Origin of the sequence: Dyella silvae (assembly GCF_026421305.1) — a bacterium.
GTDB classification, from domain to species: domain Bacteria; phylum Pseudomonadota; class Gammaproteobacteria; order Xanthomonadales; family Rhodanobacteraceae; genus Dyella; species Dyella silvae.
Genome location: NZ_JAPJBQ010000001.1, coordinates 594,688 through 619,501, shown reverse-complemented (window position 1 = coordinate 619,501; position 24,814 = coordinate 594,688). Strand labels below are relative to the sequence as shown.

Below are 24,814 nucleotides of genomic sequence, written 5' to 3'. Positions count from 1 at the left end.
GATGGCCGAGTCCCCTAATGCCAACACGAATGGCGCGATCCGCGTGACCGTCAGCGCGAGTGGCCAGCCGCTCGCCACCTTGCCGATTGTTTCGGTGACGGTGCGGCGCGCGGTCAATCGCATCCCCTGGGCTGAAATTGTGCTCGTCGACGGCGATATGCCTACCGGCAGCTTTGCCTTGAGTGACGCCGCCACCTTTGCGCCGGGCGCTGACATCGCCATCAGCGCAGGTTATGGCGACGATGAGGCGCCCCTGTTCAAGGGCGTCGTGGTGCGGCACAGCGTGAAGATCGGCGGGGAAACCAGTTCGCGCCTGGTGATCGAGTGCCGTGACAAAGCCACCAAGATGACCATTGGCCGCAGCAATGCCAATTACCTGCAGACCAAGGATAGCGACATCATCTCCACCTTGATCGGCAATCACGGCTTGTCGGCCGATGTCGCCAGCACCGCCACGCAATACGATGAGCTCGTGCAGTTCTACTGCAGCGACTGGGATTTCATGTTGGCCCGTGCCGACGCCAACAGCCTGCTGGTGAATGTCGATGACGGCGCGGTGAGCGTCAAGGCGCCCAATACCTCCGGTTCGGCCGTGCTGTCGGTCACCTGGGGGAGCGACTTGATCTCCTTCGAAGCCGATATCGATGCGCGCAGCCAGTACACCGCGGTGCAGGCGGTTTCCTGGGACCCCAAGCAGCAAACGGTGATGCAAGGCAATTCGGCCGGGCCGACCACCCTCAACCAGCAGGGTGACCTCACCGGCGAAACGTTGGCGCAGGTCGCCAGTCCATCCACTTACATCTTGCAGACCGGCGCGACCCAGCCCATGGCCACCCTGACCGATTGGGCCAAGGCGGCGCAGCAGAAGGCGGCGCTGGGGCGCATTCGCGGCCGCATGAGTTTTCGCGGCAGCGCCGCCGCCGTGCCCGACAGCGTGATCGAGGTCAGTGGGGTCGGTACGCGCTTCAAAGGTTCGGTGTATGTGTCTGCGGTGGAGCACGACATCAGCAGCGGCAACTGGACCACACACGTGGAGTTCGGCCTGCGGCCGGAGTGGCACGTTGAGCGCGAAGACGTGGTGGCGCCCCTCAATGGCGGATTGCTGCCCGGTGTGAGCGGTTTGCAGATCGGCGTGGTCATGAAGCTCGATGGCGACCCGGAGGGCGAGCAGCGCATCCAGGTCAACGTGCCAGTGTTGCAGGCGCAGACGCAGGGAGTGTGGGCGCGCCTGTTGCAGTTCTATGCGTCGAACGCGTTTGGCGCGTTTTTTCTGCCGGAAGTCGGCGATGAGGTGTTGCTCGGCTATTTGAACGACGACCCGAGTCACCCGGTGGTGCTCGGTTCGCTCTACAGCAGCTCCCGCAAGCCTCCGTACACGATCGAGGCGAAGAACAATACCAAGGCCATCGTCACGCGCTGCCTGCACAAGATCGAGTTCAACGAAGAAGACAAGATCATCACCGTGATCACGCCGGGAAAGAACCAGATGGTGCTCGACGACAAGAACCAGTCGATCACCGTGCAGGACCAGCACAACAACAGTGTCAAGCTGTCCAGTGCGGGCATCGCCTTGACCAGCCAGTCCGACATCAAGCTCACCGCGCAAGGCAACGTGACCATTACCGCCAACGCGGCGGTCAATATCAAAGCCACCACCGATCTGAAGGCCGCCGGCATGAACGTCACCTGCGAGGCGCAGGTGGGTTTCACCGGCAAGGGCTCCGCCACCGCCGAGCTGTCCGCCGCCGGTCAGACCACGGTGAAGGGCGCGATGGTGATGATCAATTAGAGCGCCGAGGAACCCATGCCACCAGCCGCCCGACTGACCGATATGCACACATGCCCGATGGTGACGCCGGGCTTGCCACCGGTGCCGCATGTGGGCGGCCCGATTCTCGGCCCCTGTGTGCCGACCGTGCTGATAGCGAAGCTGCCAGCGGCGGTGGTAGGCAACATCGCGACCTGCGTCGGCCCGCCGGATTCCATCGTGAAAGGGTCGGCCACCGTGATGATCGGCCATATGCCGGCGGCACGCATCGGCGATACAACCGCGCACGGTGGCAGCATCGTGATGGGCTGTCCCACCGTCATTATCGGGGGCTGACCATGGCGGATTTCCTGGGGAGGGGCTGGAGTTTTCCACCGCGATTCGATCCGCGCACCAGGGAGGCGGTGATGGTGGCCGATAACGAGGATGTCGCCGAAAGCCTGCGCATTCTGTTGTCGACGCAACCGGGCGAGCGGGTGATGTTGCCCAATTATGGGTGCGGCCTGCGACGCATGGTGTTCGAAGAGGCCAGCGAACAAACGGTGACGGAGATCAAGGAGATGATCCGCAAGGCCATTTTGTTCTACGAGCCGCGCATCAGCCTGAACAGCATGGACGCACAGCTCGCCGATGCGTTGTCGGGCCGGCTGGAGATCCTGATCGACTACACCATCCGCACCACCAATACACGGCACAACCTGGTCTACCCGTTCTACCTGCATCAGGCCACCAATCCCGTGGAGGCCTGAGCGGCTTTCGTCCTCATGAATACTGGCACCCAACAGGATCAACGCCTCGCCGACGCGCTCCGCCCGGGCTATATCGTGCCGGAGGAGTTCACGTTGGCCGAGCGCATTGGGCTGACGCTCGGTTACGCCGCGCAGTTGCGCTTCGCCAGCGATGACGGCTCCGACGCGGGCTGCTGGGACGAAGCGCTGCTTCGCGACGAAAGCGTGCTGCTATCGGATATCGCCTCGTTTCCGCTGGCCAGTGCCCAGCAAGGGTTCGCCGAGGCCTGGCCGTGGGCGGATGAGCGGCACTTGTGGTGGCGCGTGCGTCAATTGCTGTTTCGCTTCAACAGCTGGTGCCAATGGCTGGCCCGGCATGACACGCCGATGGCGGTGCAGGTGTTGCAGGCGATGATGGCCGCGATCGGAAGCAACCTGCGCGAGCTGCTGCAGGATGCGGTGAATTGCTTTGGACTCGATCCTGCCGATGCGAGGCTGCTGCATCCGGCATGGCGCATGAGTGCTCAGGCTGGGGTGGCTGCCAATGCGCCGACGGACCCCGCGCAACGGAAGCAACTGCTGCGGCGACTTTGGGGTTCCCTTGGCGTCGCTATTGCGCGCCTGCGGCCTTTGGCGCAGGCGCAATTGCCGTCAAGCCTTGCCAGCGGAAAGCATGAGCCAGCGATGGGCTTGCTGCTGACAGCGTTGCAGCTGTATCAGGACACGCGCGCGGTAGTGAACCGGTTCCCTGAGCGCCTCACCGATTTCTATTATCTGGAGCTGTTGCGCATGCAGCCGCGCCAGCCGAGGCACGAACAGGTGTATCTGCGCTTCGAGCGCGATCCACACTATGCCGCGCCGGTGCAGGTTGCGCGCGGCGCGCGCTTTCTGGGTGGCAAGGACAGTAGTGGCCGGGCGATCGAATTCGCCGCCGAGCATACGCTTGAAATCACCGACAACCAGGTCGCAGCGCTTTACAGCGTTCGGCTGGAGCGCGATGCATTGATTTCTCCGGAGCGCGAATTCGGTTACGCCACGCGGGTGATGTCGCAACAGATTCCACTGATGCCACCCGATGCGGCCTATGTGGAGGACCCCGAGTGGTGGCCCTTGCTGGGCGGGCAGGCAAAGGGCTCGGCCTCGGATGCGGCAAACGCGACGCTGGGCTTTGCGCTTGCTTCGCCGATGCTCGCATTGAAAGAGGGTGATCGCCGGGTGCGTCTGTTGCTGCGCCTGTCGCACCCGGCCAACGACGACGATCTGTTGGCGACGTTGCTGCGATGCACGGGCGAGCAAAGGAATGCGGAATGGCTCGGGCGTGTGTTCACGCGGCTCGACCTTGCCGAGGCGCGGCATCATCCGATGCGCGGCGGGCAGGGGCGTATGCCCAGCGCCAAACAGCTTGCCGCGTCGGCCTGGGCGCGCGCGACACGCACGGAAGGCGATGTCCGCCTGTGCTATCTGCTGGCTCATTGCCTCGCCACCGATGACAGTGAGGCGTTTCGCCAAAGCCTGGGGCGCTTGTTCGCCGTATGGCTGATTGCCAGCCACGAGGTGCTGCATCCCCTCGATGTCGCTGCCCTGCGCAAGCACGCCGTCGGCTTGCCCGGTTGCACGGGGGCCAAGGCGGTGGAAATCGATGATCCGTTGATCCTGATTTATCCACACGAGCACGATGATGGTCATGACGTCGACCACGGCCTGCCTGATCGCGGGTTGATCTTCGAGCGCGTATTCCGTGGCGTATGGCAGGCCGAATTCAGCATCACCGGCGGCTGGCTTTCGCCGGGCGACGTGCTTGCGCGGCGCCGCGATAGCGAAGGATTCGGTTGGGGCGGCTGCATCGAACTGTCGATGCACCTTGGTCTGGAGCGTCCACCCATCGTGCCGTGCAAGCCCGCCGTCCACGGGCAGGCGTGGCCGGCGCAACCGATGCTGCGGCTGACCCTGCAGAATCGCACACGGCTGTATGCCTACAGTTTGCTGCAGCAGGTGATCCTGCACGACGTCGTGCTCTCGGTGAACGTCACCGGCGTGCGCGACATCGTGTTGTACAACCAACTGGGCCGGCTTGATGCGGGCAAGCCGTTCCAGCCGTTTGGCCCGCTTCCGGCGCGTGGCGCTTATTGCCTGTTCGGCAATGACGAACTGGCAGGCAAGTCGGTGCGCGCGCTCCGCCTCAATGTGCGTTGGGGCCAGTTGCCGGACAACGAAGGTGGATTTGCCGCGCACTACCACGGCTATCCCGGCGAGTGGCCGACGGCGGGCTTCCAGGTGCGGCCGGAGGTCCTGCGCGACGGCCAATGGCGTGGCGGCACCGGCGAAAGCCTGAAGCTGTTTCGCGGTGAACGTCATGTGTGCGACACCATCAGCCTGGTGCTGCCGGAGACGGATCTCGCGCTCTACCATCGGCCGCAGGCGCGTGGGCAGGAGCCACTGACCTACGGCACCGGTACACGCAACGGTTTTTTCCGGCTGGAACTGTGTGCGCCGAACACGGCCTTTGGCCATGCCCTGTATCCGCGCCTGCTGTCCGAAGCGCTCACCATCAACGCCAGGCTGAAGCGCACCAAGCTGGCCCTGCCGTTGCCGCAGGAGCCCTATACGCCGACCGTCGAGCAAGTCTCGCTCGATTACATCGCCAGCCAACGCATTTCGCTTAAGCAGATCGCGGAAGCGTCATCGACCGGTCAGCTGTTCCATTTGTATCCCTTTGGCTATGGCACGCCGCGCGCGCGACCTGGCATGGACGGGGTGCCGCTGCTGCCGCGCTATTTCTTCGACGGCAACTTGTACGTGGGCTTGTCAGGCGCAGAGCCATGCGGCCCGTTGAGCCTGTATTTCCATCTGCGTTCCGAGAGCGCCGCGGAATGCTGGCAAGCGGCGCTGCCGCAGCCCAGGTGGGCGGTGTGGGGGGAGAAGGGATGGCGCACGCTGGAAACCGATCGCGTGTTGTCGGACGGCACCCTGGGTTTTCTGCGTAACGGCGTGGTCGTGCTCGACCTGCCGGAAGGATTGACGCGTAACTGCTCCGAGATGCCGGGTGGCCTGTATTGGCTGCGCCTCAGCGCGAACGGCGTGCTGGATCGCCTGGCCGGGTTGTACGGTGTCTACACGCAGGCCATCAGTGCCCGGCGCGTCAACCCGCGCAGCCCGGGCGAAGCGAGCACGCCGCTGCCGCCAGCCACCATCCGCACGCCGCTGCATGCCATCGGTGGCCTGCGAGCGATTCAACAGATCGGCCCATCCTTCGGCTTGAGTCAGCCCGAGGCCGCCGACATGTTGCGTGTGCGCAGTGCCGAGCGATTGCGCCACAAGGATCGCGCCAGTACGCCCTGGGACTATGAACGGTTGCTGCTGGATGCCTTCCCGGCGCTGGCCAAGGTGAAGTGCTTCGTGAATGGCGAAGCGGCCGCCGCGGCGGTTGCGGGCGAGCCCGGCGGCGTGCTGGTCGTGGTAGTGCCGGCACCGCGCCAGGGCGTGCTGTTCCATAGCACCGAAGCGCCGCGCTTCGACGCGGCCGTGCTCGAGCAAATGACTAGCCATTTGCGTGAACGCAGCGTGCCTGGACTGCGCATCGTTGTGCGCAACGCGGTCTATGAGCGTATTCAGGTGCGCTGCGCGCTGCGTCTTGCGCGCGGTGTGCACCCTGGAGCGGCGATGGTCCGTATCAATCAGGCCATTGTCGAATTCTTGTCGCCGTGGCACACGAGCGGTTGCCGCGCCGAGTTCAACTGGGACGTGCGTGCGGAGGCTATCGAGGCGCGACTTCGAGCGCTCGAGGAAGTCGATGTGGTTTGCGCCATGTCGCTGCTGCACATCGTGCGCACCGACAGCAACACCTACCAGCTGCTCGACACCGCCCGCACCCGCGACGGTACGCCCGTGCGGCAGGTGCGCCCGGTACAGCCGTGGAGTCTGGCGCTGCCGACGTCGCGACACTTGATCGAGGTGATTGGCGCGCCACCGTCCCATGGTGCGCAGGCCACCGGGGTCGGCAAACTTGAAATCGGTGGCACCTTCATCGTGCGCAGCGTGCCACCCGCGCCAGAGCAGGGCGCGTCATGACCATTCGCAACCGGGAATCGCTGCGCAGCTATTTCAGCGACGGCTCATTGCCGACGCAGGAGCATTTTGCCGACCTGATCGACTCGATGCTCAACATGAGCGACGAGGGCTTTCGCAAGTCGGTCGAGCGCGGGTTTGAAATCTCCGCGGCGGCAGGTTACGAGGCGCTGCTGAGTTTCTTCCGTGATCAGGACCCGGACCTGCCATTGTGGTCGGTGATTTTTGGCGGCGCAGAGGGGCAGCTGCTGTTCCGCGCCAATCACGAGCCAACGGATGGCCAGGCCGATACGTCGCCGCCGCTGTTGTGCCTGGATCCGGCAGGGCGCATCGGCATCCGCAACGCCAATCCTGAAGCGGCGCTCGATGTCGATGGGGTGCTGCGCAGCAAGGGGCGTCGCGGCAGTTACACGCGTGCGACGGCCGTGCCATTGCCGGCCGATGGCGAGTGGCACGACCTTACCGATGAACTGGATGGTTGCCAGGCGTTCGAGGTGACGGCGGGCGCCGGTCATCAGGGCAAGGGGCGGTTCGCGCTGATGCACGCGGTCGCGCTCAATACCTACAACCCCACACTGGGCATCCTCAACTTTCTCAATCGCAAGCGCGGCATTCGCAGCACCGATGCGTTTTATGCGCGCCGCTGCGATCGCCTGCAGTTGCGTTGGGATGGCAGCAGTGGCCGCAACGCCAGCTATCGGCTGCAAATACGCACCGGCTGCAATTACGGTCGTGACATCACCATCACCGCGCACGTCACTCAGCTGTGGTTCGACCCGCATATGGACAAGGGGCAGAAATGAACGCGCGGGTCGAGACCGGTATGGGTGCGCCCATGATGGCTCCTGCCGTGGGTATCACGCCCATCGATCCGCCCGTGCCCGCGCAGATCGAACGGCATCGCGGCGACGACCCGTTCGCCTACGAGGCCTTACGGACACGGGCGCTGACATGGTTGCAGGCGCTCAGCGGCGAAACGTGGACCGACTACAACCATCACGACCCCGGCGTCACGCTGCTCGATGCGTTGTGCTTCGCGCTCACCGAAGACTTGTTCGGCGCACAGCAGCCGCTTCTGGACCTGCTTGCGGCGCCGGATGACCGCGTCCACTACCACCGCCTGGGTCTGCGCGCTGCGGAAGAAATCCTGCCTTGCCGCGCCTGCACCGCCATGGACTATATGCGCTGGTTGCTCGACCGCGTGCCTGGCGCGCTGCAGGCGCATGCCCAAATGCCCTCAGGCAGTGGCTTGTGGCATATGAGCATGGAAGTGACCACCGCCGAGGCGGGAGGCGCCACGGCCGCCGCCGCGCGCGCCTACTGGGCGCAGCGCAATCTGGGTGAGGACCTGGATTCCTTGCCGGTAGTGCTACAACCGCGTTGGTGCACGTTGCAGATCGATGTGAACATTGATGGCACCAGAGCGCCTGAGGATATTCTTGCCGAGCTGGTGGCGCGGTGCGCTGACCATATTGATGCCGCGCCACGGCATCTCACGCTGATGCAGCGCATGCAAGCGACGCATGGCGAGGCAACCCTGGCCGATCTGTTGAACGGCCCGGCCATGCATCAGGGCTGGATCGATACCGACAGTCTCCAGCGTGATCTGGACAGCCGGGTGTACTTCGGCGACCTCGCGCGCATTGCGCTGACGGTGGATGGTGTGGCCGAAGTCAGCGGCGTCAGCCTCAAGGCGGACGGCATGGATAGCTCCGGCGGTGCGCTGCCTCGCCGTGGCGACGGCTGGGTGTTGCGCCTGCGTTGGCCCGATCAGCAGGACGCCATGCAAGGCTGGCAGGTCAAGCGACGCAACACTCCCATCGCGGTGGCTGAGCACACCTTGTTGCATCGCCTGGACGACCTGCGACGCAACACCGGAGGGCGCGCCGCCGACGGTTCGCCCGACGTGGCGGGGTCACCGCTGGAACGGCCGCAGGGTCATTATTTGCCCCCAGATGCGTACGTTTCGCTGTTCCGCCATTTGCCGCGTATCTATCGCGAGCGCTTCGACCTGACGGTCAATGCTTTGGATGCCGCGGACACGGCGCAATTTCGTGGCTTTCTTGCCTTGCTCGAGCAATGGCTTGCCCACGGCAATGCACAGACGCACTACCTGCGCGCGCTCTATACCGTCGGTCCCCGGCCGCGCGCCAGCTACGCGTGGGAAGTGATGGGCGATGCGCAGATGCCTGGCCTTGGCGCACTCTACGTCACCGAGCCCGAACGCGTGACTGACATGGTGTTTGCCCCAGCCGATGCCGCGCTCGATCGGCGTGGGCGCGTGCTCGATCATTTGCTTGCTCTCTACGGCGAGGGTTGCTGGCAGGGCAGTATCCGGCCTTTTGGCTGGTATTTTGGTGCGGAGGCGTGGTCAGTCCATCTGTTCGAGCAGAAGCGGACCATGCTCCGGCGCATTGCCTCGTTGACGCGCGATCGGTACGGCGCGATCGACTATAGCCGGCGTTCTCTGGGGCGGTACGGCAACACCTCGGCCCTGCAGCAGCGGGTGAGCTTGCTGTTGGCCTTCAAGCATTACCACAGCCGTTTGCTGATGACCGCGCTGCGCAAGGCGCATATCGGGTTGGCCGAGGAACGCGTCGTTCCGGCCACGACCAACGAGCTACCCGTAGACACAACGCCACCCGTGTTGTGGAGTCCGCGCCGCCGCCGGGTGGTGGACGGCATGGGTCCGGATCTGGCTAGCGCCGCGCGCGTACTGGCGCTGCATTTTTCAGGGCTCGATCTGCGTGCGCTGCCACCAGCCTTGTTGCGAAGTGCAGTGCAGGCGGACCGCTATCGGCATATCGACGCCGATTCGGTGTGGCTCGGCAGCGAAGACAAGCAGGCGTGTTGGCGGCTGCGCTTGCGCTTCAGGGGCGGCTCGGCGGAGGCGGCAGCGATTTGCCTGCATGAATTTGCCTGCCGCCTGCAGCTTGAGTGCGAAGGCATGCACGTGGTCGAGCATGTCTTGTTGCGTCCGCGCGCCGGCAGCGATCCGGACATGCCCGACGATTTCTATCATTACCGGTTGACTGCCGTATTCCCGGCGTGGACAGCGCGCGGGCGTGACGCATCGTTCCGCCGCGTGGCCAGGGAAACGTTGGCACTGAATGCGCCCGCGCACCTTCGTCTGCAGACCTTGTGGCTGGATGCCAAAGCCATGCTGCGATTTGAGCGCAGCTATGCGGCATGGCTGGAAGCCAAGCAGGCCCATTGCGCCGCCGTGCTTGGCTCCGATGCTGCGCAGGAGGCGGCTACGCGCAAACTGGACGACTGGGCCCGCATGCTCCGCTGGTTGCTGTGGCGACACATCGATGCCGCCGACAAGGGTCGGGAGGGCGGCACATGAGTCGTCATGTGATCGAAACCCTGCAGTGGACTTGCCACAGCACCGAACGACAGCCCGTGCTGGCCCAGCAGAGCATGAGCGATTTTTTGCACGGCCCCGGCGCTCGGATGCTCGAGACCGTACTCGACAGACTATCGGTGCGCGGCGAAGTGTGGCGCATCGACCAGCTGGAGATCGATCTTGGCCAGGTTCCTGCCGATACCGACGCCGACGGATGGGCGCGGCTGCTGGAACTCGCCCTGGATACCGCGCTGCGGCGCTTGCGACAGGATGGCGTGGACGGTCCACGCAACGATCAGATCACACAGACCGTCAGCCGCGCAGAAGATCGCGAGCTCGATCATTTCCTGTATTACCTCGAACACGGGCGACTGCACTGGTCCATGCCGCCGCTCACCAGCAGCGGCATGGCCGACTGGCTGGCTCGTTTGACCAAGCAGATCGGCCCGCGCCTGTGGCCGGCGCTTCTGCGTTTGCCCCATGCCGATCGCACCCTGAGTCGGCTGAGTCACATCACCCCGTGCCACGGCTTGCATGCCCTACTGGTGTTGCGTCACGGCGAACTCGCGCATGCGCTTGAACTGCTTGATGACACGGTGCTGGAACCTTTGCGCGCGCAAGGTCGGCTGAGTGCGTACCAGCTCGCCCGTGTAAAGCAGGCTTGGCGTGTCGCGGGTCTGCAGGCGTTGTGGGGGCAGGGCGGCAGTACGTTGGGCGTAGCGCGAATACAGCGATTGCTCGCCACATTGGGCAGTAGCTTGCTGGCTCACTTAGGCGCCAACGAACCATCACGACTGGGTGTCTCGCTGGACCTGGCATCGCCGGCGTGGGCGACCAGCGGTTTACAGCGAAGTTTACTGCTTGGCGTGCAGTCGCGCCTGCTTGGGCAGGATCCCGAAGCACGCCACCACCATCTTCGCCGATCGCAAGCATCTGCCGATGGCGTGGGTACGTCCGATGGTGGCAGTGACCACATGCTGCTTCCTGCCGCCTGGCACGAATCGTTGCGCCAATTCGCGCTCGCACATCAGTCGGATCCGGTTGTGCGGGAGGCAGGCCTGGGCTTGTCAGATCTGCAGATCTACCTGATGGACTACAGCCTGGCCCACCTCAGCGAGACTGAGCGAGTGCCGCAGGATCACGTTGCCTGGCAGCAGGTATGGAACAGTGCCTTGCGCGCATTGGCAGACGAGGACGCGGGGCACGTCACACAAAATTTTGGCGACCCCACCGCATCACCGTCCGCAAGCGGGTCGGCAACGCAGCGCGAACGGCCGAAAGTCCGGCATAACCGCAATAGCGATGGCACGGTGTCGCCCGCTGATGATCATCCGGACAACGAGGCGATCTACATCGCCAATGCCGGGCTAGTGCTGCTCGCCAACTACACGCCGAGGCTGTTCGACATGCTCGGCCTGCTAAAGGGTGATGCGTTTCTGGACGAACGCGCCCGCCATCGCGCCGTGCATTGCCTGGTGTACCTGAGCGACGGGCACACCGATACCGAAGAGCACGAATGGGTGCTCAACAAGCTGTTATGCGGCGTGCCCGTGGAAGAGCCTGTGCCACCCGGCGAGCTGCCCGATGCCATCAAGCCAGCGCTCGACAGTCTTCTGCAGGCGGTGATTACGCATTGGCATGCACTGGGCAGCACGTCGCCGGATGGGTTGCGCCAGACCTTTTTGCGCCGCATTGGGCGGCTGGTCGAGCACGATGCGTACGAGGGCGAGCACTGGCGTCTGAAAGTACAGCCCGGCCCGTTCGATCTGCTGCTGGACCGGTTGCCGTGGGGGTACGGAACCATCAAGTTGCCGTGGATGAAAGGGGCGATTCATGTCGACTGGCGTTGACGATCGCTACGCGTTGCACGCGACAGCCCTGAGCCGGGAACTCGACTGGCTGGGTGCCGTGCTCAATCTGCGGCTGGAGCAGCACTTTCAGCAGCACCCGGAGGGCTTCGAGGCCGCGCCGCCGCCGCCGCCGCTGCCAGCAGGAAGTGCACTGGCTGAGCTGGTGGACGAACTCGGCCTGAAGCCGGCTGAGCGCGCCGTGCTGGCGTTGGCGTTGGCCCCTCATTTGCGCCCCGGCGCCCTTGATCTGTTGTTTGTGCGCAATCAGAACCTCGATCGTGGCTTCACCGAATTCGGTGGCTGGAAAGCGCAGCGTCACGGCGGTTTTCTCCCCACCGGCGAGACCGCGGCGTTTCTCGTTGCCGGAGAGCATCTGGCCGGACGCATCGCGCTGCTGGATCTGTTCGATGCCCTGCATCCCTTTATCGCGCGCGACATTCTTCGCCTCGATTGCGAGGCGACCGGCAATGAGCCACAGCTTAGTGGTGCGCTGAATGTAGGTGCCGAAACGCTGCAGCGCCTGCAGACGGGCGTGTGGCACAAGCCCGACTACAACATCCAGTTCCCGGCCAAGCGCATCACCACCGACCTGGACTGGTCGGATCTGGTGCTTACGCCCGACGTCATGGACGAGATCATGGTCATTCAGACCTGGATGCGACAGGGCGCCGACCTGATGCACGACTGGGGTCTGACTCGTGCGGTCAAGCCCGGCTATCGCAGCTTGTTCTACGGCCCGCCCGGCACCGGCAAAACGCTGACGGCGACGCTGTTGGGGCAAAGCGTTGGCGTGGATGTCTACCGCATCGACCTGTCGATGGTGGTATCCAAATACATCGGTGAAACCGAAAAAAACCTGGCGCGCGTGTTCGATCAAGCGCAAAACCGGCGATGGATCTTGTTCTTTGATGAAGCCGATGCGTTGTTTGGGAAGCGCGCCGCCGTACAGAGCAGCAACGATCGGCATGCCAACCAGGAAATCGCCTACCTGCTGCAGCGCGTGGAAGATTTTCCCGGCGTAGTGATCCTTGCCAGCAACCTCCGCGGCAATATCGACGAGGCGTTTTCACGCCGCTTTCAGTCGATGGTGTATTTCCCGATGCCGGATGCAGAGCAGCGTTTGCGGCTCTGGCGCGGCCTGCTGCCGCAAGCCGGGCGTGTGGCACCCGGCGTCGATCTGGAGGCGATGGCGGAACAGCATGTGCTATCGGGTGGTGCGATCGTGAATGTGTTGCGCTTCGCGGTGTTGCAGGCGGCACGCAGCGGTGCAACGCAAATCGGCGCCGCGCACCTGCGCAGCGCGTTGGCCAAGGAGCTTGGCAAGGAAGGGAGGACCGTGGGATGAGGCCGCGCGTGCATCTTCTCGCTGCCTTGCGGCAGGCCGTCCTATACGCGGGCTGCGCAGCGCTGATGCTTTTGGGGTGCATGCCCTGGGTGGCAAAAGCGGCATCGTGTGCCGACATGCAGTTGCTGCGGCTTGGCAGTGGCGTGGTGACTTTGCCCTCTGGCACGGTCGGCCAGCCGTACCAGTACACCTTGCACGCCACCGGGGGTGAGCCGCCGTATACCTACCATGCCGGCAGCTTGCCACCGGGGTTCACCGTCAGCCCTGCAGGTGAACTGTCCGGTGAGCCGAGTCCACTGCCATTGATCACCGTGTTCGTGGCGGGTGTGCGTGATCAACATGACTGCACGGCTCAGCAGACGTACAAGTTGTCCATCGTGGCGCCGTGGCAGCCCTCGCCGCAGCCTGTGCCCAAACCCGCGCCGAAACCGAAACCGCCCGAGCCACCCGCGCCGCCGCCAACGCCAAAGGAACCGCCCGCGCCCAAGTCGCTGACCACGCTACCGCTGACCGACACCCTGGCAGCACCGTTCCCGTCCGAATCAGCGGTGGATGTGTACATGCTCACCGCCGACATATTCAAAGACAAGGACGTGCTCATCGAGCTCAAGCAGATGACAGTCGATGCCACGCCTGTCGATATCAGTGCGAATGCCACGGACGGTAAGGACGACGTTGGCAAGGACGACACTGGCAAAGACGATGCTTCCAATGACGACCCTGCTCAGCAGCACCCACCGGTCAACGACGTCGATCAGCCTGTAGACGAAACCATCGAAGCCGACGTCAATGCACAGTTCCAGCGTCTGCTGAAGCCGCTGCTCGACGTGGAGTATCCAGGGGAGGAGTTGTTCAAGGCGGCGCTCGATACCCGTCTCTGCCGATTCTCGGCGGACCTGATCACCGCCACCGCGAACAAGAACAAGCTGGCAGCGCCTGTGGACGAGGAGAGCGGTTGTCCGCCGAAATGGGATGACCTTCCGGAGAAGGTCGTCAACACACCATCCAATCCGCTGCCATGGAAAGAGCTACCTCAATGGCTGATGAGTCGGGCGATGCGCGATCTGCTCATCGCGAAGGCCAGACGATCGCATTCGCTGCTCCAGCCGCCGGCACCTCTGTGGAGTGGTAAAGGTTGCGGTTGCGTACGCCAGCTCTCCGGTGAGACCTATGGGTTCTACCCCTACTGGCACAACGCAGACAAACCCGTGCCTTTGGATTTCAGCCTGATCTCGCGCATCAATGTGTTTGCGCTATGGTTCCGGGACAACGGCGATCTGGTCGAGCCGACTTGGAAGGCGCAGCAGAGTACTGACTTCATCCGTGAAGCGCATAGCCATCGCACTGCGCTGGATTACACGCTCTATCACAACGATTGGCGCTTTCTGAAGAGCGCCACCGACGACGAAATCACCGCCATGACTCAACGGCTGGCCGTGCAGGCTGCGAAGTTCATCGACACGCCGCTCGATGATCTTGCGTCACGCAGCCATGCCTGGGTGCCGGGCTTTGCCGAGGTTGAGCGCTATGGCAACGGGCTCACGTTATATCTCGACAAAATACCGACGGACGATGATGTGCGCCCGGCATTCAAGCGCTATCTCGACAAGCAGATCCGGGAGCTGATCGACGAGCTGCGCCGCCGCGACCGCCGTTACGTGCTCAACATCGTCGTGCGAGACGAGGATCTGACAGCACAAGGTAGCGTCTGGCAGGTCGAGCGAATGACCGATTACCTGCGGCTGGCCGAATCGGTTGATCCGCGCGGTGGCAACGTCGCCAGCGAGAACGCCCGCGCGCGAAGCAGCACCAATCTCACCCTTCGTTACCTCGTGCTGCTCAGGCAGCCGACGGAGCGAGGTATGCGCAAAGTGCTTTCCATGATCGATGGGGACAAGAAAATTGATGAAGAGGAATGCCGGATCTTGCTGCACCGGGTCATTCCCATACTCTCTACCGGTGCTTCCGCCGAGCCGGAACTGTTCGAGGATCTCGCGTATGCCTCCGATAATTTCGGCGGCGCCGGCTTCTGGGCAGTGCCGAGCCTGGATGAGCCCGCAGGGAAGATGACCGCTGGGCGCATCCGCGCCAGCTTCCTTCAGCGCATCCCGCGGGCCGAACAGTTGAACGCGTGGATCTGCGAGTACCGCTGGCCGCTACGCGTGGCGGCCGAAGGGCTGCTGCTGATATGGCTGGTTGCCTTTGTGATCTACCAGTCCAGCTGCCGCTTCAGGCAAGTGGGTCTGGTGTACCCGCTCGGTCTGTTGCTCGGCGCTATCGCGTTCCTGATTCTTGGTGCGCTATTGCTGGTCGGAGACCCCAGACTCAGCCAGCTTCGCCAGGGCAACGCATTGCTTGGACTGTTGCTGATCGTACTGATCGCCATCATCGGCTATCACATGCTCAAACCACGCGTGGAGAAACCATGAAAGCGCAAAAGGTGACGCAAGCCAGACAGGGCTTCGGGCCAGCGGCCGGGCAGAGCGAAGGCGTTGGCGTGATGCAGCGAAAAGTTGCCAGTACGCCAAGGCAGGCGGGGAGGCGGCGCATATCGCGCAGCTGAAAGGCGATGGCAAGGCGAAGGCGTCGCCACCGAAGAATAGGAAGGGCAAGTGACGAAACGAGGGCGGTGCGCACGATGGAATGCCTTGATGGCGCTGACATCTTGCGATGCCACCTGGGCGGCCGATGATTTAACGCACTGATATGGCGCTGGGGAGACTCGACGAACATGAAGATTCACGCAGACGCGGCTCGCGAGAACGCTGATAGCCAGCCAGCTGCAGACAAGGTAGTTCAGGGGTGCGCCGTCACCGCGCCGCTTCAGTGTGCCGATAACCGATCCACTTCTGCGGCGCAAAGAAAGCTGCAGCAGATGGCGAGCATCGGCCCCCAGGCGGGCGAAGCGCGAAGAGTTCAGCTCATGGCGGATGATGCGCCTGGCCGCGCAGGCCCTGTCATTCAAGATAAAGAAAACCATACAGGCCTGCCGGACGCGCTCAAGTCCGGCATCGAGACGCTTTCCGGCTACTCGATGGACGGCGTAAAGGTGCACTACAACTCGAACAAGCCACATCAGTTGCAGGCGCATGCCTATGCACAGGGAACGGATATTCATCTCGCGACCGGCCAGGAAAGGCATTTGCCGCACGAGGCGTGGCATGTCGTGCAGCAAAGCATGGGCCGCGTGAAGCCGACTATGAGCGCCGGTGGCGTGCACATCAACGACGATCCATCGCTGGAGCGCGAAGCCGATGCCATGGGGGAGCGTGCCTTACAGTACAAGAAGGAAAGTGACGGGAGCCGCACCAGTCGCGGCGTCGGCGCTCGGCAGCACATCGCTCAGAAACGGATCGTTCAGCGCTACCTGAAAGTCGGCGTCGAGGATCATACCTATGACGTAAGACACGTCGGCGCCGACCTTGATGCCAGGACCCAGCGCGTCAAGGACGATATGGAGGATGCGGTGAGGCCGGCCCTTTTTCCGGTTGGATCACTGGAAAACAACGCTTATCAATTGATCCAGGCAGATGCCAACGGCCTGGTTACGCGGCAAGTAAAGAAATGGATTGAAGACAATCAGGGAGCAGGGCCTCCCGATAGTCAAAATGCCCAATTCGGGCGCAAACAACAAGCGCGTGTCTACGCGAATTACCACGATCTGGCCATGGCCATTTACGGCTGGGTCTCTTCAAAAGAAGGCCGCCGCCAGGAAAAGCGTCTGGCTCATCAGGTCTACGCCAGCCCCATCGTGGAGGATCACATCGACAGTGTGTTGACCAAGATCCATGCCTGGATAGGCGGCCTGGGCGCCGGCGCCAATATTGCTGCTGAATTGAGTGCGGTTACTCAGCCCGGCGCGCATTGGGCTGATTATGCCAAGTGGTTCAACCATACACGGGCCGCGGATGGACGCCCGGTGCCACCGAGCTACTATCCCGTGCTGCAAAACCCCGGCAACTATTCAATGCGCGACAAGATTGCGACATTGCATGATGTCATGCGGTATTTCATGGGGGGCACGGGTACTTCCGGTGCCGGCCAACTCAATGAGGGCGCCGGCGGTGGACGCACCGCATTCAACGCCTTCCAGGGTACGACGCTTGCTGGCAGGGCTGCTTATGTTCGACCGCAGAGCACAGTTATCCCACGCAATCCCCTTGCGCGCGAACTCATACCGAACCTGGGCGGCGCTCAAATCAGAGCATCCGATGAGGAGACACACCCGAGCTATATCTATGCGCGAACTCACCAGATCCCCATGTGGGCGCGGCACTCCTACACCGCCGCACGCATGATGCGCTTGGCCGAACAGGCCAACGCGACGCAAGACGAAATTACCGCTGTCGCGCATTCGATCATGGCATTCTGGCGCAAGGATTACGACCACCGCTCGCTTCCTTATCACACCCTGCACGAAATCATGGATTTCAGGGAGCATTTCGGGGTGAATTTGGGAGGGGCGGCTTTTGCCTATAACCCGCTGACGCGGTATGACGATATGCACACGGCCATCGACTCCCTTCCTGCATTGATGGCCCGATTGACCGTGGTCGCCAATTCCGCGAATTGGAACGGAAGGGCACGATTGACCAGAGGTAACCAGGCACCGACATCCATTGTCGCCATACGCGCTGAACTGGGTACCGCGCATGCCGATGGCGATAAGTTGCTCGCGATCAAGAATGAGATCAGAGATAAAACCGGAATCAGCCTCTTGCGCACGGGCAAGGCACAAGATTTCTACACGATCCTGGAGAAGATTCCGGACAACGTTAATCTCTATCAACAGGCAGGTACGGCCGCGGCGACCAAATCGCAGATCGCCGTGCGGCTCAGTGCCATACTACGCGAACTGCGAGCCTTCACTCCGTGAGCGGGGTGGTGACTGTGATGTCACACAGAACGTAGCTGATTACGGCCAAGAACGGCGTCGTGTCTCTGCGGGAAGCATACGTGCCGCGCTGTGCCCGCTAATCTGAGCGTTACGTTTGCGGCCGTCCGTTCGCTGTGTTCCGCGCATCGATCGTTCCGCGCGTTGCGCTCGATGCCCAGTGGATGGTGCCAGCGCGCCTTGTCCGCTTTCGACCCGAAACGGACATCGCAAGTTGGAAAGGGAGCGATGTGCACAGAACCAAGAAAAGGGGCTCAGCGTGCTTTGCTGCTTCCTTTTCTGGGCGACCTAACGCGAAGAAGCACTTGGCTCCTTTATCGCGAATTCGCGTCCGCGCCTCTCCCGCTCCAGATCGCACTGCACTTGCAGCAGCATCCAGTAGAGCGCGCTGGTGTTGAGTACCACGGCGAGGCGAAGGGCGACATTGGCGCACATGGGTACCTCGCCGATCACGAGCCGACGCAGGCGTGGCGCTCTGATCCCCGTGCGGCGGGCGAGTGCGGAGAGGGTCATGGCGCGGGGGTTCAGGTAGTCGTCGCGCAGCACCTCGCCGGGGGTGCGCAGGTGCCATGAAGGGTCCACTCGCAGCTGCGGGTCGGGGCGGATCAGATTCATCGGGTTTTCCGGTCAGGCACGGCAAGGCGACGCATCAGGGATGACATCGATGCGTGTCGGGGAATGTCCTGCGACTGTGTGCGTGATCGCCCAGGTGTGGCGCATCGATGGGGATCGACGCGCCACGGGGAACGATCACAGGACGGGGCTAAGCGTTCACTCTCAACGCCTCACCGTACCCATCCACCAGACGTTCAAGGCACTGGATCGCGGTGGCCACTGCAATGGCCACGGAGGCCGCAAGCGGCCATTCCAACGACTTGTGGGGAAGCCCTTGGGCGCGGGCGTGCAGGCACTGCTCGTGATCGATGCGCAGACGCGTCAGGGCGTACGTCGCCAGGGCGAGGTCTTCGCGGGTGAATACGAGCTCAGGAGGGTGTGCCGACGCCGACGCCGTGAGGGTGTCGGGTGGAGGAGTGTGGGTGCTGCCGGCGGGAACAGGCAGGCGTGCGCGTGCCGTATGATCGTGGGTAGCCAAGATCAACTCCTTAGGTTGGCTTTGGTCAGCGGGTCGTGAGTGTTGGTAGCACTCGCGGCCCGCGCTTCATGACATTACTGCCATGGTCACTCGCGGCAACCGGTGTACAGACACCGCGAGTGACCCCTCGAGAGTACTCAGGGCCGCCACGGGCCGCTGTAGGGGTTTACCGCTACGCGCTACCCTTGTGTCGGCCGGCATGCCGACTGAATGGCCTGACGGCCGAACTTGACGCACGGTTACGACTTGTAAGAGTCGTGCTGCTTCCTGCGACAAGGCGTATTCAATTTCGCAGTCTTGGTAATTGCGGCCCCGTTGCGTTTACGGAAGTACCAGTAGTCCGGCTTATTTGCGGGAAGTGGTCAGCGTGGCCGTTACGAGATTCAGAAGGAGCAAACGTTGCGCGCGGTCAGGCCCGCTATTTTTTCGGTTGGCTCATACGTACGCCATCGACAGCGGCTTCCAAGGTGATGAGCGCCTTTTCACGACGCCGGCGTGCGAGTCGCTTCGCGCCGTCACTTCGCTGCTCTTCTCCCACGAGCATGGCGTGAATATCAGGCAGCCGGTTGATGACGCCATTGGCACCCCATTGGCCGTCGGGAATTTCGGTCGGGAAGACCCACACGCGGGGAGCGATGTCTTTGAAGGGCGTGTTCTCGGCCCGTGCGACGGCTTCGGTAATTTCCCTGACCAGGGTTGCGCGCGACTCGTCGGTGTACTGGCCTTCGGGCGCCGATGGAATGATGCGATAGCGCGGCAGCTTCGAGGGCTCGCCACCCACAAAGATGGCGGCAGGCCGATGGAGATGGAGCACAGAGACACGCTGCGCGTTCGGGCTGCCCGGATCGTAGCCTTCGGCTCTGATCAGAATATCGGTTAACTCCTTGAGTAGCCGCGTTTCCGCATCAGGTGTAAGCGCGTGTTCCGGTATAAGTACGTCAATCATTGGCATGGAGATAAACCTGTGTCGAATGTTGGGGCGAGACGATCCGCTCACCTCACTCGGCAGTACCAAGCAAGGGCGATCCAAGGGCGGGGCGTTTCTCGCGGGAGGGCTGCATCTCGTATGGCGGCGGTTTCCACAGTGCGCCGTGGCCGTCGTTGCGCGGATCAGGAGTGGCTACTTACCAGAGGCCTTCGTCAGGCCATCGGCCTGCGCGTTGGTCAGGTACAAGTCGGCGAACTGCTCACCGAATTTCTCACCCATGAGGCGGGAGAACTCTAGCGTTGCGTCGAGCGGGTAGTGGTGGATCAGCAGCGAATCTGCTTCGCCGGCATCGTTCATGTGTACGATCACGGAGCATTCCACCGGCACGCCATTAATGCTTGACCGATACGATTCCATGAAGAACTCGCTGCCAAGGTGACCGTAGTACGTGTAATCCTGGAATTCGTACAAGGTGCGGGCGTGCGAGATGAGAGTAAGGATGTTTTCCTTACCGTGAATGGCGCGCTTGAGAACGGCCCCTTCAAGCGTCGCGTTCTGCGCAATTTTTCCGAGCCACGGCGGCGGGCCCGATGGGCGCGGTAGCGTGGGTGCAGTTTCAGTGAATTTCATGATTCAAGTCCGATAGATGTCAAATAGGAACGGTTGTGTAGCAGGAAGCGTTCGCGTCAATCAGGTTCGCAGCGGTCTCAGTCCGGCGCGCACTTCTTGCGCGAAGAGCTGCGGTTGTTCCCAGGCGGCGAAGTGCCCGCCTTCCTTCACGCGGTTGTAGTAGATGAGGTGGCGATACGCGCGCTCAGACCAGCTGCGCGGCGCTTCGTAGTTTTCACCGGGGAAGACACTCACGGCTGCAGGAGTAGAGATGTCTTGGGCAACGTAGAAGTTCGTGTGCGACTCCCAATAGAAGCGCGACGCGGATACACCTGTGTTCGTTAGCCAGTAAAGCGTGAGGTTGTCGATGACGTCGTCGCGCGTCACCGCACCGGCATCGTGACCGTTGATGGCGTGCCCAAGCAGCGCGGAGATGATGGGCGCGGCCGGCTGGCCCCAGCCGTCGCCGTGATCGAGCATCCAGGCGGCCAACGCGATAGGAGAGTCCGCGAAGCCGTAAAGTGTTTGTGGGCGCGTACCCATTTCGACGGCGTAAGCGCGGCGCTTCTTGATCAGAATGCTGAGCTCTTCGTACGCACGCCGTTCTTCGTCCGACAGTCCCGATGGCGTCGGTTCACCCGCCTGGAGCAACTTCAGGATGTCGGGCGGCACGGTCGCCGGGAAGTTCACATGGATGCCACGCAGCTCGGGCGGCGCCTGCTTGGCCATGGTGTTGGCGACCACGGCGCCGAGATCGCCGCCCTGTGCCGCGAAGTGGGCATACCCAAGCCGCTTCATCAGCGTCACCCACGCACGAGCCGTGCGTTCCGGCCCCCATCCGGTGCTGGTGGGTTTGCCGGAGAACCCATAGCCGGGCAGGGACGGGATGATCAGATGGAATGCATCGGATGCCTTGCCGCCGTGCGCTGTCGGGTTCGTCAGCGGCTCGATGATCTTCAGCTGCTCGATGACGGATCCCGGCCATCCATGAGTGACGATCAGCGGCATTGCGTGCTCATGCTTCGAGCGGACGTGAATGAAATGGATGTCGAGTCCGTCAATCTCCGTCAGGAATTGAGGCAGTGCGTTGAGCCGCGATTCGCATTTTCGCCAGTCGTAATCAGTTGCCCAGTAGCGCGCGAGTTCCTGCATAACCGCGAGCTGCACGCCCTGCGAATCATCGGCCACGGTCTCGCGCTCGGGCCAGCGCGTGGAGAGGATTCGCCGGCGAAGGTCGGTGAGATCCGACTCGGGAAACTGCACGCGGAACGGTCGAATGGCAGCTCCGTCTGCGCCCGCAACAGGCATCGCCGTCGACGAGTCGATGTTGTCCTTGGCAAAAGCGAGCTGACCCAGAGAACTGGCCGCGATAAGCGTGGCGGAGGCACTCAGAAACCGGCGCCGGGAGAGCGATGGCAAGTAGGTATCGTATGACATGGGATTTCCAGGGAGCGAGACGATGGATGGCTTAATGCCTTCGCCTCGTCCAGTTGTCAGCGCCATCAACGCTCCATGGGCGCCGCACACGGTCTTCTTTCGTGAGACTCTGGGTATCAGTGAAGGTCGAGTTCACCCATTCGCGCATAGCCAGATGAGGTCAGCCTGCGCGAATGGGCGGACGGGATCTGCCGCGACACCAGACGCACTCATTTGATCCATTCGGTAAGCGGCTTACCCTTCGGCACAACATACGTGCCGATTTCCGCAGCATTGGTCTGGCCGACGTTCTTTGCGCTGTGAATGACGCCAGAAGGAACAAACAACACGTCGCCCGCCTTGAGCGTTACCGGCGGCTGGCCTTCGAGTCGATATTCCAGCGTGCCTTCGACGACGTAGATGATCTCTTCGCCCGGATGCCGGTGATTCGGTGCCGTCTTGCCCGGCTCGATGTCAACGCGCAATTGATACTCTTCCCAGCCGGGCATGCTGAGGTCGTGATGCGACAGTTCCTTGCGAGTGGTTCCCGCCAGTTGCTGTGCCTGTACCGCGTAAGGCGCAACGCTGCTTGCCACGGCCAGCAGGGCAGAGACCCCATAGATGATGGCTTTCATGTGTGATTCCTCTTGTCGGTTGGTGAAGTCCACGATGGATGCCGATTTACTGCTTGGGCGCTTCCTGGTTTTGCAGGAAGTCGAGCATGGTCTTGCTGACAAATTCGGGCTGCTCTTCCTGCACGAAGTGGCCACTGTTGGGTACGGCCAGAGCGGTCAGGTTTGACGTCTTCTTTCCAACGACCACTTTCATCCATTGGTAGGCTGGTCCGGCCAGCACCAATACGGGCATGTTCAACGTGCCATAGCTCTTGTTGTCGGTGACGTCCTGGCTGAAAGCCTGGTACCAGGCGTTGCTGGCCCGGATCGCTTCGCTGGAGTTGTACGCCTGCTCGTAGACATCGCGGTCCCGCGCATCAACAGCGTCTTCGTTGACCAGGAAGTATTTGAAGAGCCAGTCCTGTTCCACCCGGATCCGGCCGGCGAGAAGCTTTTCCGGCAGCCCGTTCACCTGATTGAACGCAAACCACCACAGGTACGGACGCGACGAACCCACCTTGTCGCCCACCGGGCTCTGCGCGGGCAGTAGCGGGAACGACATCAGGCTTTCGTCGGGATGCGGAAACTCCATCATCACCAGCTTGTTTGTGGCCTGCGGGTAGTTCTGCGCATAGGCATATGCCACTGCCGAGCCAATGTCGTGGCCCGCGATATTGACCTTGTCATAGCCCAGAGATTTGACCAGCGCGTAGATGTCCTTCGCCATAGTCTTCTTGTCATAGCCATCGGCGGGCTTGGACGACGTCCCCATGCCACGCAGGTCGATCGTGATCACGGTGTAATGCTCGGCCAGCGTCGGCATGATCTTGTGGAAGGTCCACCACGTTTCCGGCCAGCCCGGCAGCAGGACGAGCGGCTCGCCCTTGCCGCCGACGACATAGTGAAGACGCACGCCGTCAACATCGGCATAGCCGCTTTTGAAGCCCGGCAGCGACTTGACCAGCGCAGCGTCCGATAGGCTGGCAGCGTTGTGGGAGGACGCGCCTGAATGCGGAGCATCCGTCGCGTGCGCAGCGGAAACCGTGACGGCCAAAGCCATCGCGATAGAGCTGAACAGTGAAAGAAATTTCATAAGTCTCATACCTGTTTCGTTCGAGTGATCGTGCTGCGATGCGAGGTCATACCTGCATCTGGTTGAAGCGATCGCTTGTGATCTTTGGAGGGTCGGCAGGCCATGCGATTCACTGCGCGGCCTGCCAGTCAGGACGCGACATCAGTCACGCGTGAACTCGGCTGCGTGGCGTTTCACGAAGTCGGCCGTGCTCATGGCCTTTTGGCCGGTCAGCTTGAAGACGTCGTCGGTGGTTCGGTCGTAGCGACCTTGCGTGTGCAGACGGGCCATCACGGCAAGATGGCTGATCAGATGCGGCGGAACGCCGTACTCACGAAGCTTCTCTGCCCACGGCTCCACCGGGACGTCGCGGTAGCGAATTGTTCGACCAAGCGCTTCGGAGAAGGCCTGCGCATGCTGTTCCACATCCACCGACTCGGGGCCTGTCAGGTTGTAGATCTTCCCGATGTGCGGTGCCGGATTGTCGAGAATCGCGGCCACGACACGCGCTACGTCATAAGCGGCGATGGGCGAGGTCTTGGCGGCTCCCAGCGGCAATGCGAGTTCGTCGTTGTCACGCACACCCATGGCACCCAGGCGCAGGAAAAAGCCTTCCAGGAAGACGGTCGGGCGGACGTTGACGACCGGCAGGCCAGACCATGCCAGCACCTGTTCGGCCAGCCAATGCAGCTTGTGCTGCGGACTGTCGGTGGTCTCGTTGATGCCCATCTGTGACACGGTCATCTGGGACATGTTGACGATCACTTCAACGCCATGGTGCCGGGCGACGGCGGCCACATTGGCGGTCGCCTCCAGATAGGCGGCCGAGATCGACATGCCAAAATAGATTCGCTGGCAGCCTTCGATGGCGCGATGTACGGACTCCAGATCCGTCAGATCGCCGACGACCACTTCGGCACCGAGCTTGCGCAGGCCATCGGCACGTTCGTCTTCACGACGCACCAGCGCGCGTACTTTGTGCCCCTGCTCCAGCAGCATGGCCACCACACTGCGGCCGACGGCACCGACGTCGCCGGCGGCGCCGGTGACCAGGATGGGGCTTTCATTCGACGTATTCATGGG

The 24,814-nt window shown here is 62.5% G+C and carries 18 protein-coding genes; 10 read left to right on the top strand and 8 right to left on the bottom strand.

Features of this window, described 5'->3' with window-relative positions; translation table 11 throughout:
- Window position 1: 1 nt before the first annotated feature.
- The 10 genes from vgrG (at window position 2) to OQE56_RS02805 (ending at window position 17,981) form a co-directional block, all read left to right on the top strand.
- Entirely contained in the window at window positions 2-1,789 is a 1,788-nt protein-coding gene (gene vgrG, locus OQE56_RS02850; protein WP_267221332.1) for a type VI secretion system tip protein VgrG, read from the top strand.
- Window positions 1,790-1,804: 15 nt separating this feature from the next.
- Complete coding sequence (locus OQE56_RS02845; RefSeq protein ID WP_267221330.1) at window positions 1,805-2,104, top strand: PAAR domain-containing protein; 300 nt, start codon at window positions 1,805-1,807, stop codon at window positions 2,102-2,104.
- A 2-nt stretch (window positions 2,105-2,106) separates the two neighbouring features.
- A complete protein-coding gene (locus OQE56_RS02840) occupies window positions 2,107-2,517 on the top strand; it encodes a GPW/gp25 family protein (RefSeq protein WP_267221328.1) in 411 nt (136 codons plus the stop codon).
- 15 nt (window positions 2,518-2,532) lie between these two features.
- Window positions 2,533-6,564 (top strand): baseplate J/gp47 family protein, encoded by a 4,032-nt coding sequence (locus OQE56_RS02835; protein ID WP_267221326.1) that lies wholly within the window; start codon window positions 2,533-2,535, stop codon window positions 6,562-6,564.
- A complete protein-coding gene (locus OQE56_RS02830) occupies window positions 6,561-7,364 on the top strand; it encodes a hypothetical protein (protein WP_267221324.1) in 804 nt (267 codons plus the stop codon). The genes OQE56_RS02835 and OQE56_RS02830 overlap by 4 nt, the downstream gene beginning before the upstream one ends.
- Window positions 7,361-9,910 carry a hypothetical protein gene (locus OQE56_RS02825; RefSeq protein ID WP_267221322.1) on the top strand — a complete coding sequence of 850 codons (2,550 nt, stop codon included), beginning with the start codon at window positions 7,361-7,363 and terminating at the stop codon, window positions 9,908-9,910. The genes OQE56_RS02830 and OQE56_RS02825 overlap by 4 nt, the downstream gene beginning before the upstream one ends.
- The gene (locus tag OQE56_RS02820) at window positions 9,907-11,760 is read left to right on the top strand and encodes a contractile injection system tape measure protein (RefSeq protein ID WP_267221320.1); all 1,854 of its coding nucleotides are present in this window, start codon (window positions 9,907-9,909) and stop codon (window positions 11,758-11,760) included. Before OQE56_RS02825 ends, OQE56_RS02820 begins: the two co-directional genes overlap by 4 nt.
- Window positions 11,744-13,105 (top strand): ATP-binding protein, encoded by a 1,362-nt coding sequence (locus tag OQE56_RS02815; RefSeq protein ID WP_267221317.1) that lies wholly within the window; start codon window positions 11,744-11,746, stop codon window positions 13,103-13,105. Before OQE56_RS02820 ends, OQE56_RS02815 begins: the two co-directional genes overlap by 17 nt.
- Window positions 13,106-13,113: 8 nt before the next feature.
- Window positions 13,114-15,534 (top strand): hypothetical protein, encoded by a 2,421-nt coding sequence (locus OQE56_RS02810; protein WP_267221315.1) that lies wholly within the window; start codon window positions 13,114-13,116, stop codon window positions 15,532-15,534.
- A gap of 302 nt (window positions 15,535-15,836) precedes the next feature.
- Window positions 15,837-17,981 carry an eCIS core domain-containing protein gene (locus tag OQE56_RS02805; protein WP_267221313.1) on the top strand — a complete coding sequence of 715 codons (2,145 nt, stop codon included), beginning with the start codon at window positions 15,837-15,839 and terminating at the stop codon, window positions 17,979-17,981.
- Window positions 17,982-18,287: 306 nt separating this feature from the next.
- On the opposite strand, the gene OQE56_RS02800 is transcribed toward OQE56_RS02805, so the two are convergent.
- The 8 genes from OQE56_RS02800 to OQE56_RS02765 form a co-directional block, all read right to left on the bottom strand.
- Complete coding sequence (locus tag OQE56_RS02800; RefSeq protein ID WP_267221311.1) at window positions 18,288-18,614, bottom strand: HigA family addiction module antitoxin; 327 nt, start codon at window positions 18,612-18,614, stop codon at window positions 18,288-18,290.
- A gap of 148 nt (window positions 18,615-18,762) precedes the next feature.
- On the bottom strand, window positions 18,763-19,092 hold the full coding sequence (locus tag OQE56_RS02795) for a hypothetical protein (RefSeq protein WP_267221309.1): 330 nt from the start codon (window positions 19,090-19,092) through the stop codon (window positions 18,763-18,765).
- Window positions 19,093-19,510: 418 nt separating this feature from the next.
- Window positions 19,511-20,044: a tautomerase family protein gene (locus OQE56_RS02790; RefSeq protein ID WP_267221307.1), complete on the bottom strand. Its 534-nt coding sequence runs from the start codon at window positions 20,042-20,044 to the stop codon at window positions 19,511-19,513.
- A 168-nt stretch (window positions 20,045-20,212) separates the two neighbouring features.
- Window positions 20,213-20,650: a hypothetical protein gene (locus tag OQE56_RS02785; protein ID WP_267221305.1), complete on the bottom strand. Its 438-nt coding sequence runs from the start codon at window positions 20,648-20,650 to the stop codon at window positions 20,213-20,215.
- A gap of 60 nt (window positions 20,651-20,710) precedes the next feature.
- A complete protein-coding gene (locus OQE56_RS02780) occupies window positions 20,711-22,066 on the bottom strand; it encodes an epoxide hydrolase family protein (protein WP_267221303.1) in 1,356 nt (451 codons plus the stop codon).
- A 209-nt stretch (window positions 22,067-22,275) separates the two neighbouring features.
- On the bottom strand, window positions 22,276-22,680 hold the full coding sequence (locus tag OQE56_RS02775; protein ID WP_267221301.1) for a cupin domain-containing protein: 405 nt from the start codon (window positions 22,678-22,680) through the stop codon (window positions 22,276-22,278).
- Window positions 22,681-22,726: 46 nt separating this feature from the next.
- Entirely contained in the window at window positions 22,727-23,752 is a 1,026-nt protein-coding gene (locus tag OQE56_RS02770) for an alpha/beta fold hydrolase (RefSeq protein WP_267221298.1), read from the bottom strand.
- A gap of 141 nt (window positions 23,753-23,893) precedes the next feature.
- A complete protein-coding gene (locus tag OQE56_RS02765) occupies window positions 23,894-24,811 on the bottom strand; it encodes an NmrA family NAD(P)-binding protein (protein WP_267221296.1) in 918 nt (305 codons plus the stop codon).
- Between the last annotated feature and the right edge of the window lie 3 nt (window positions 24,812-24,814).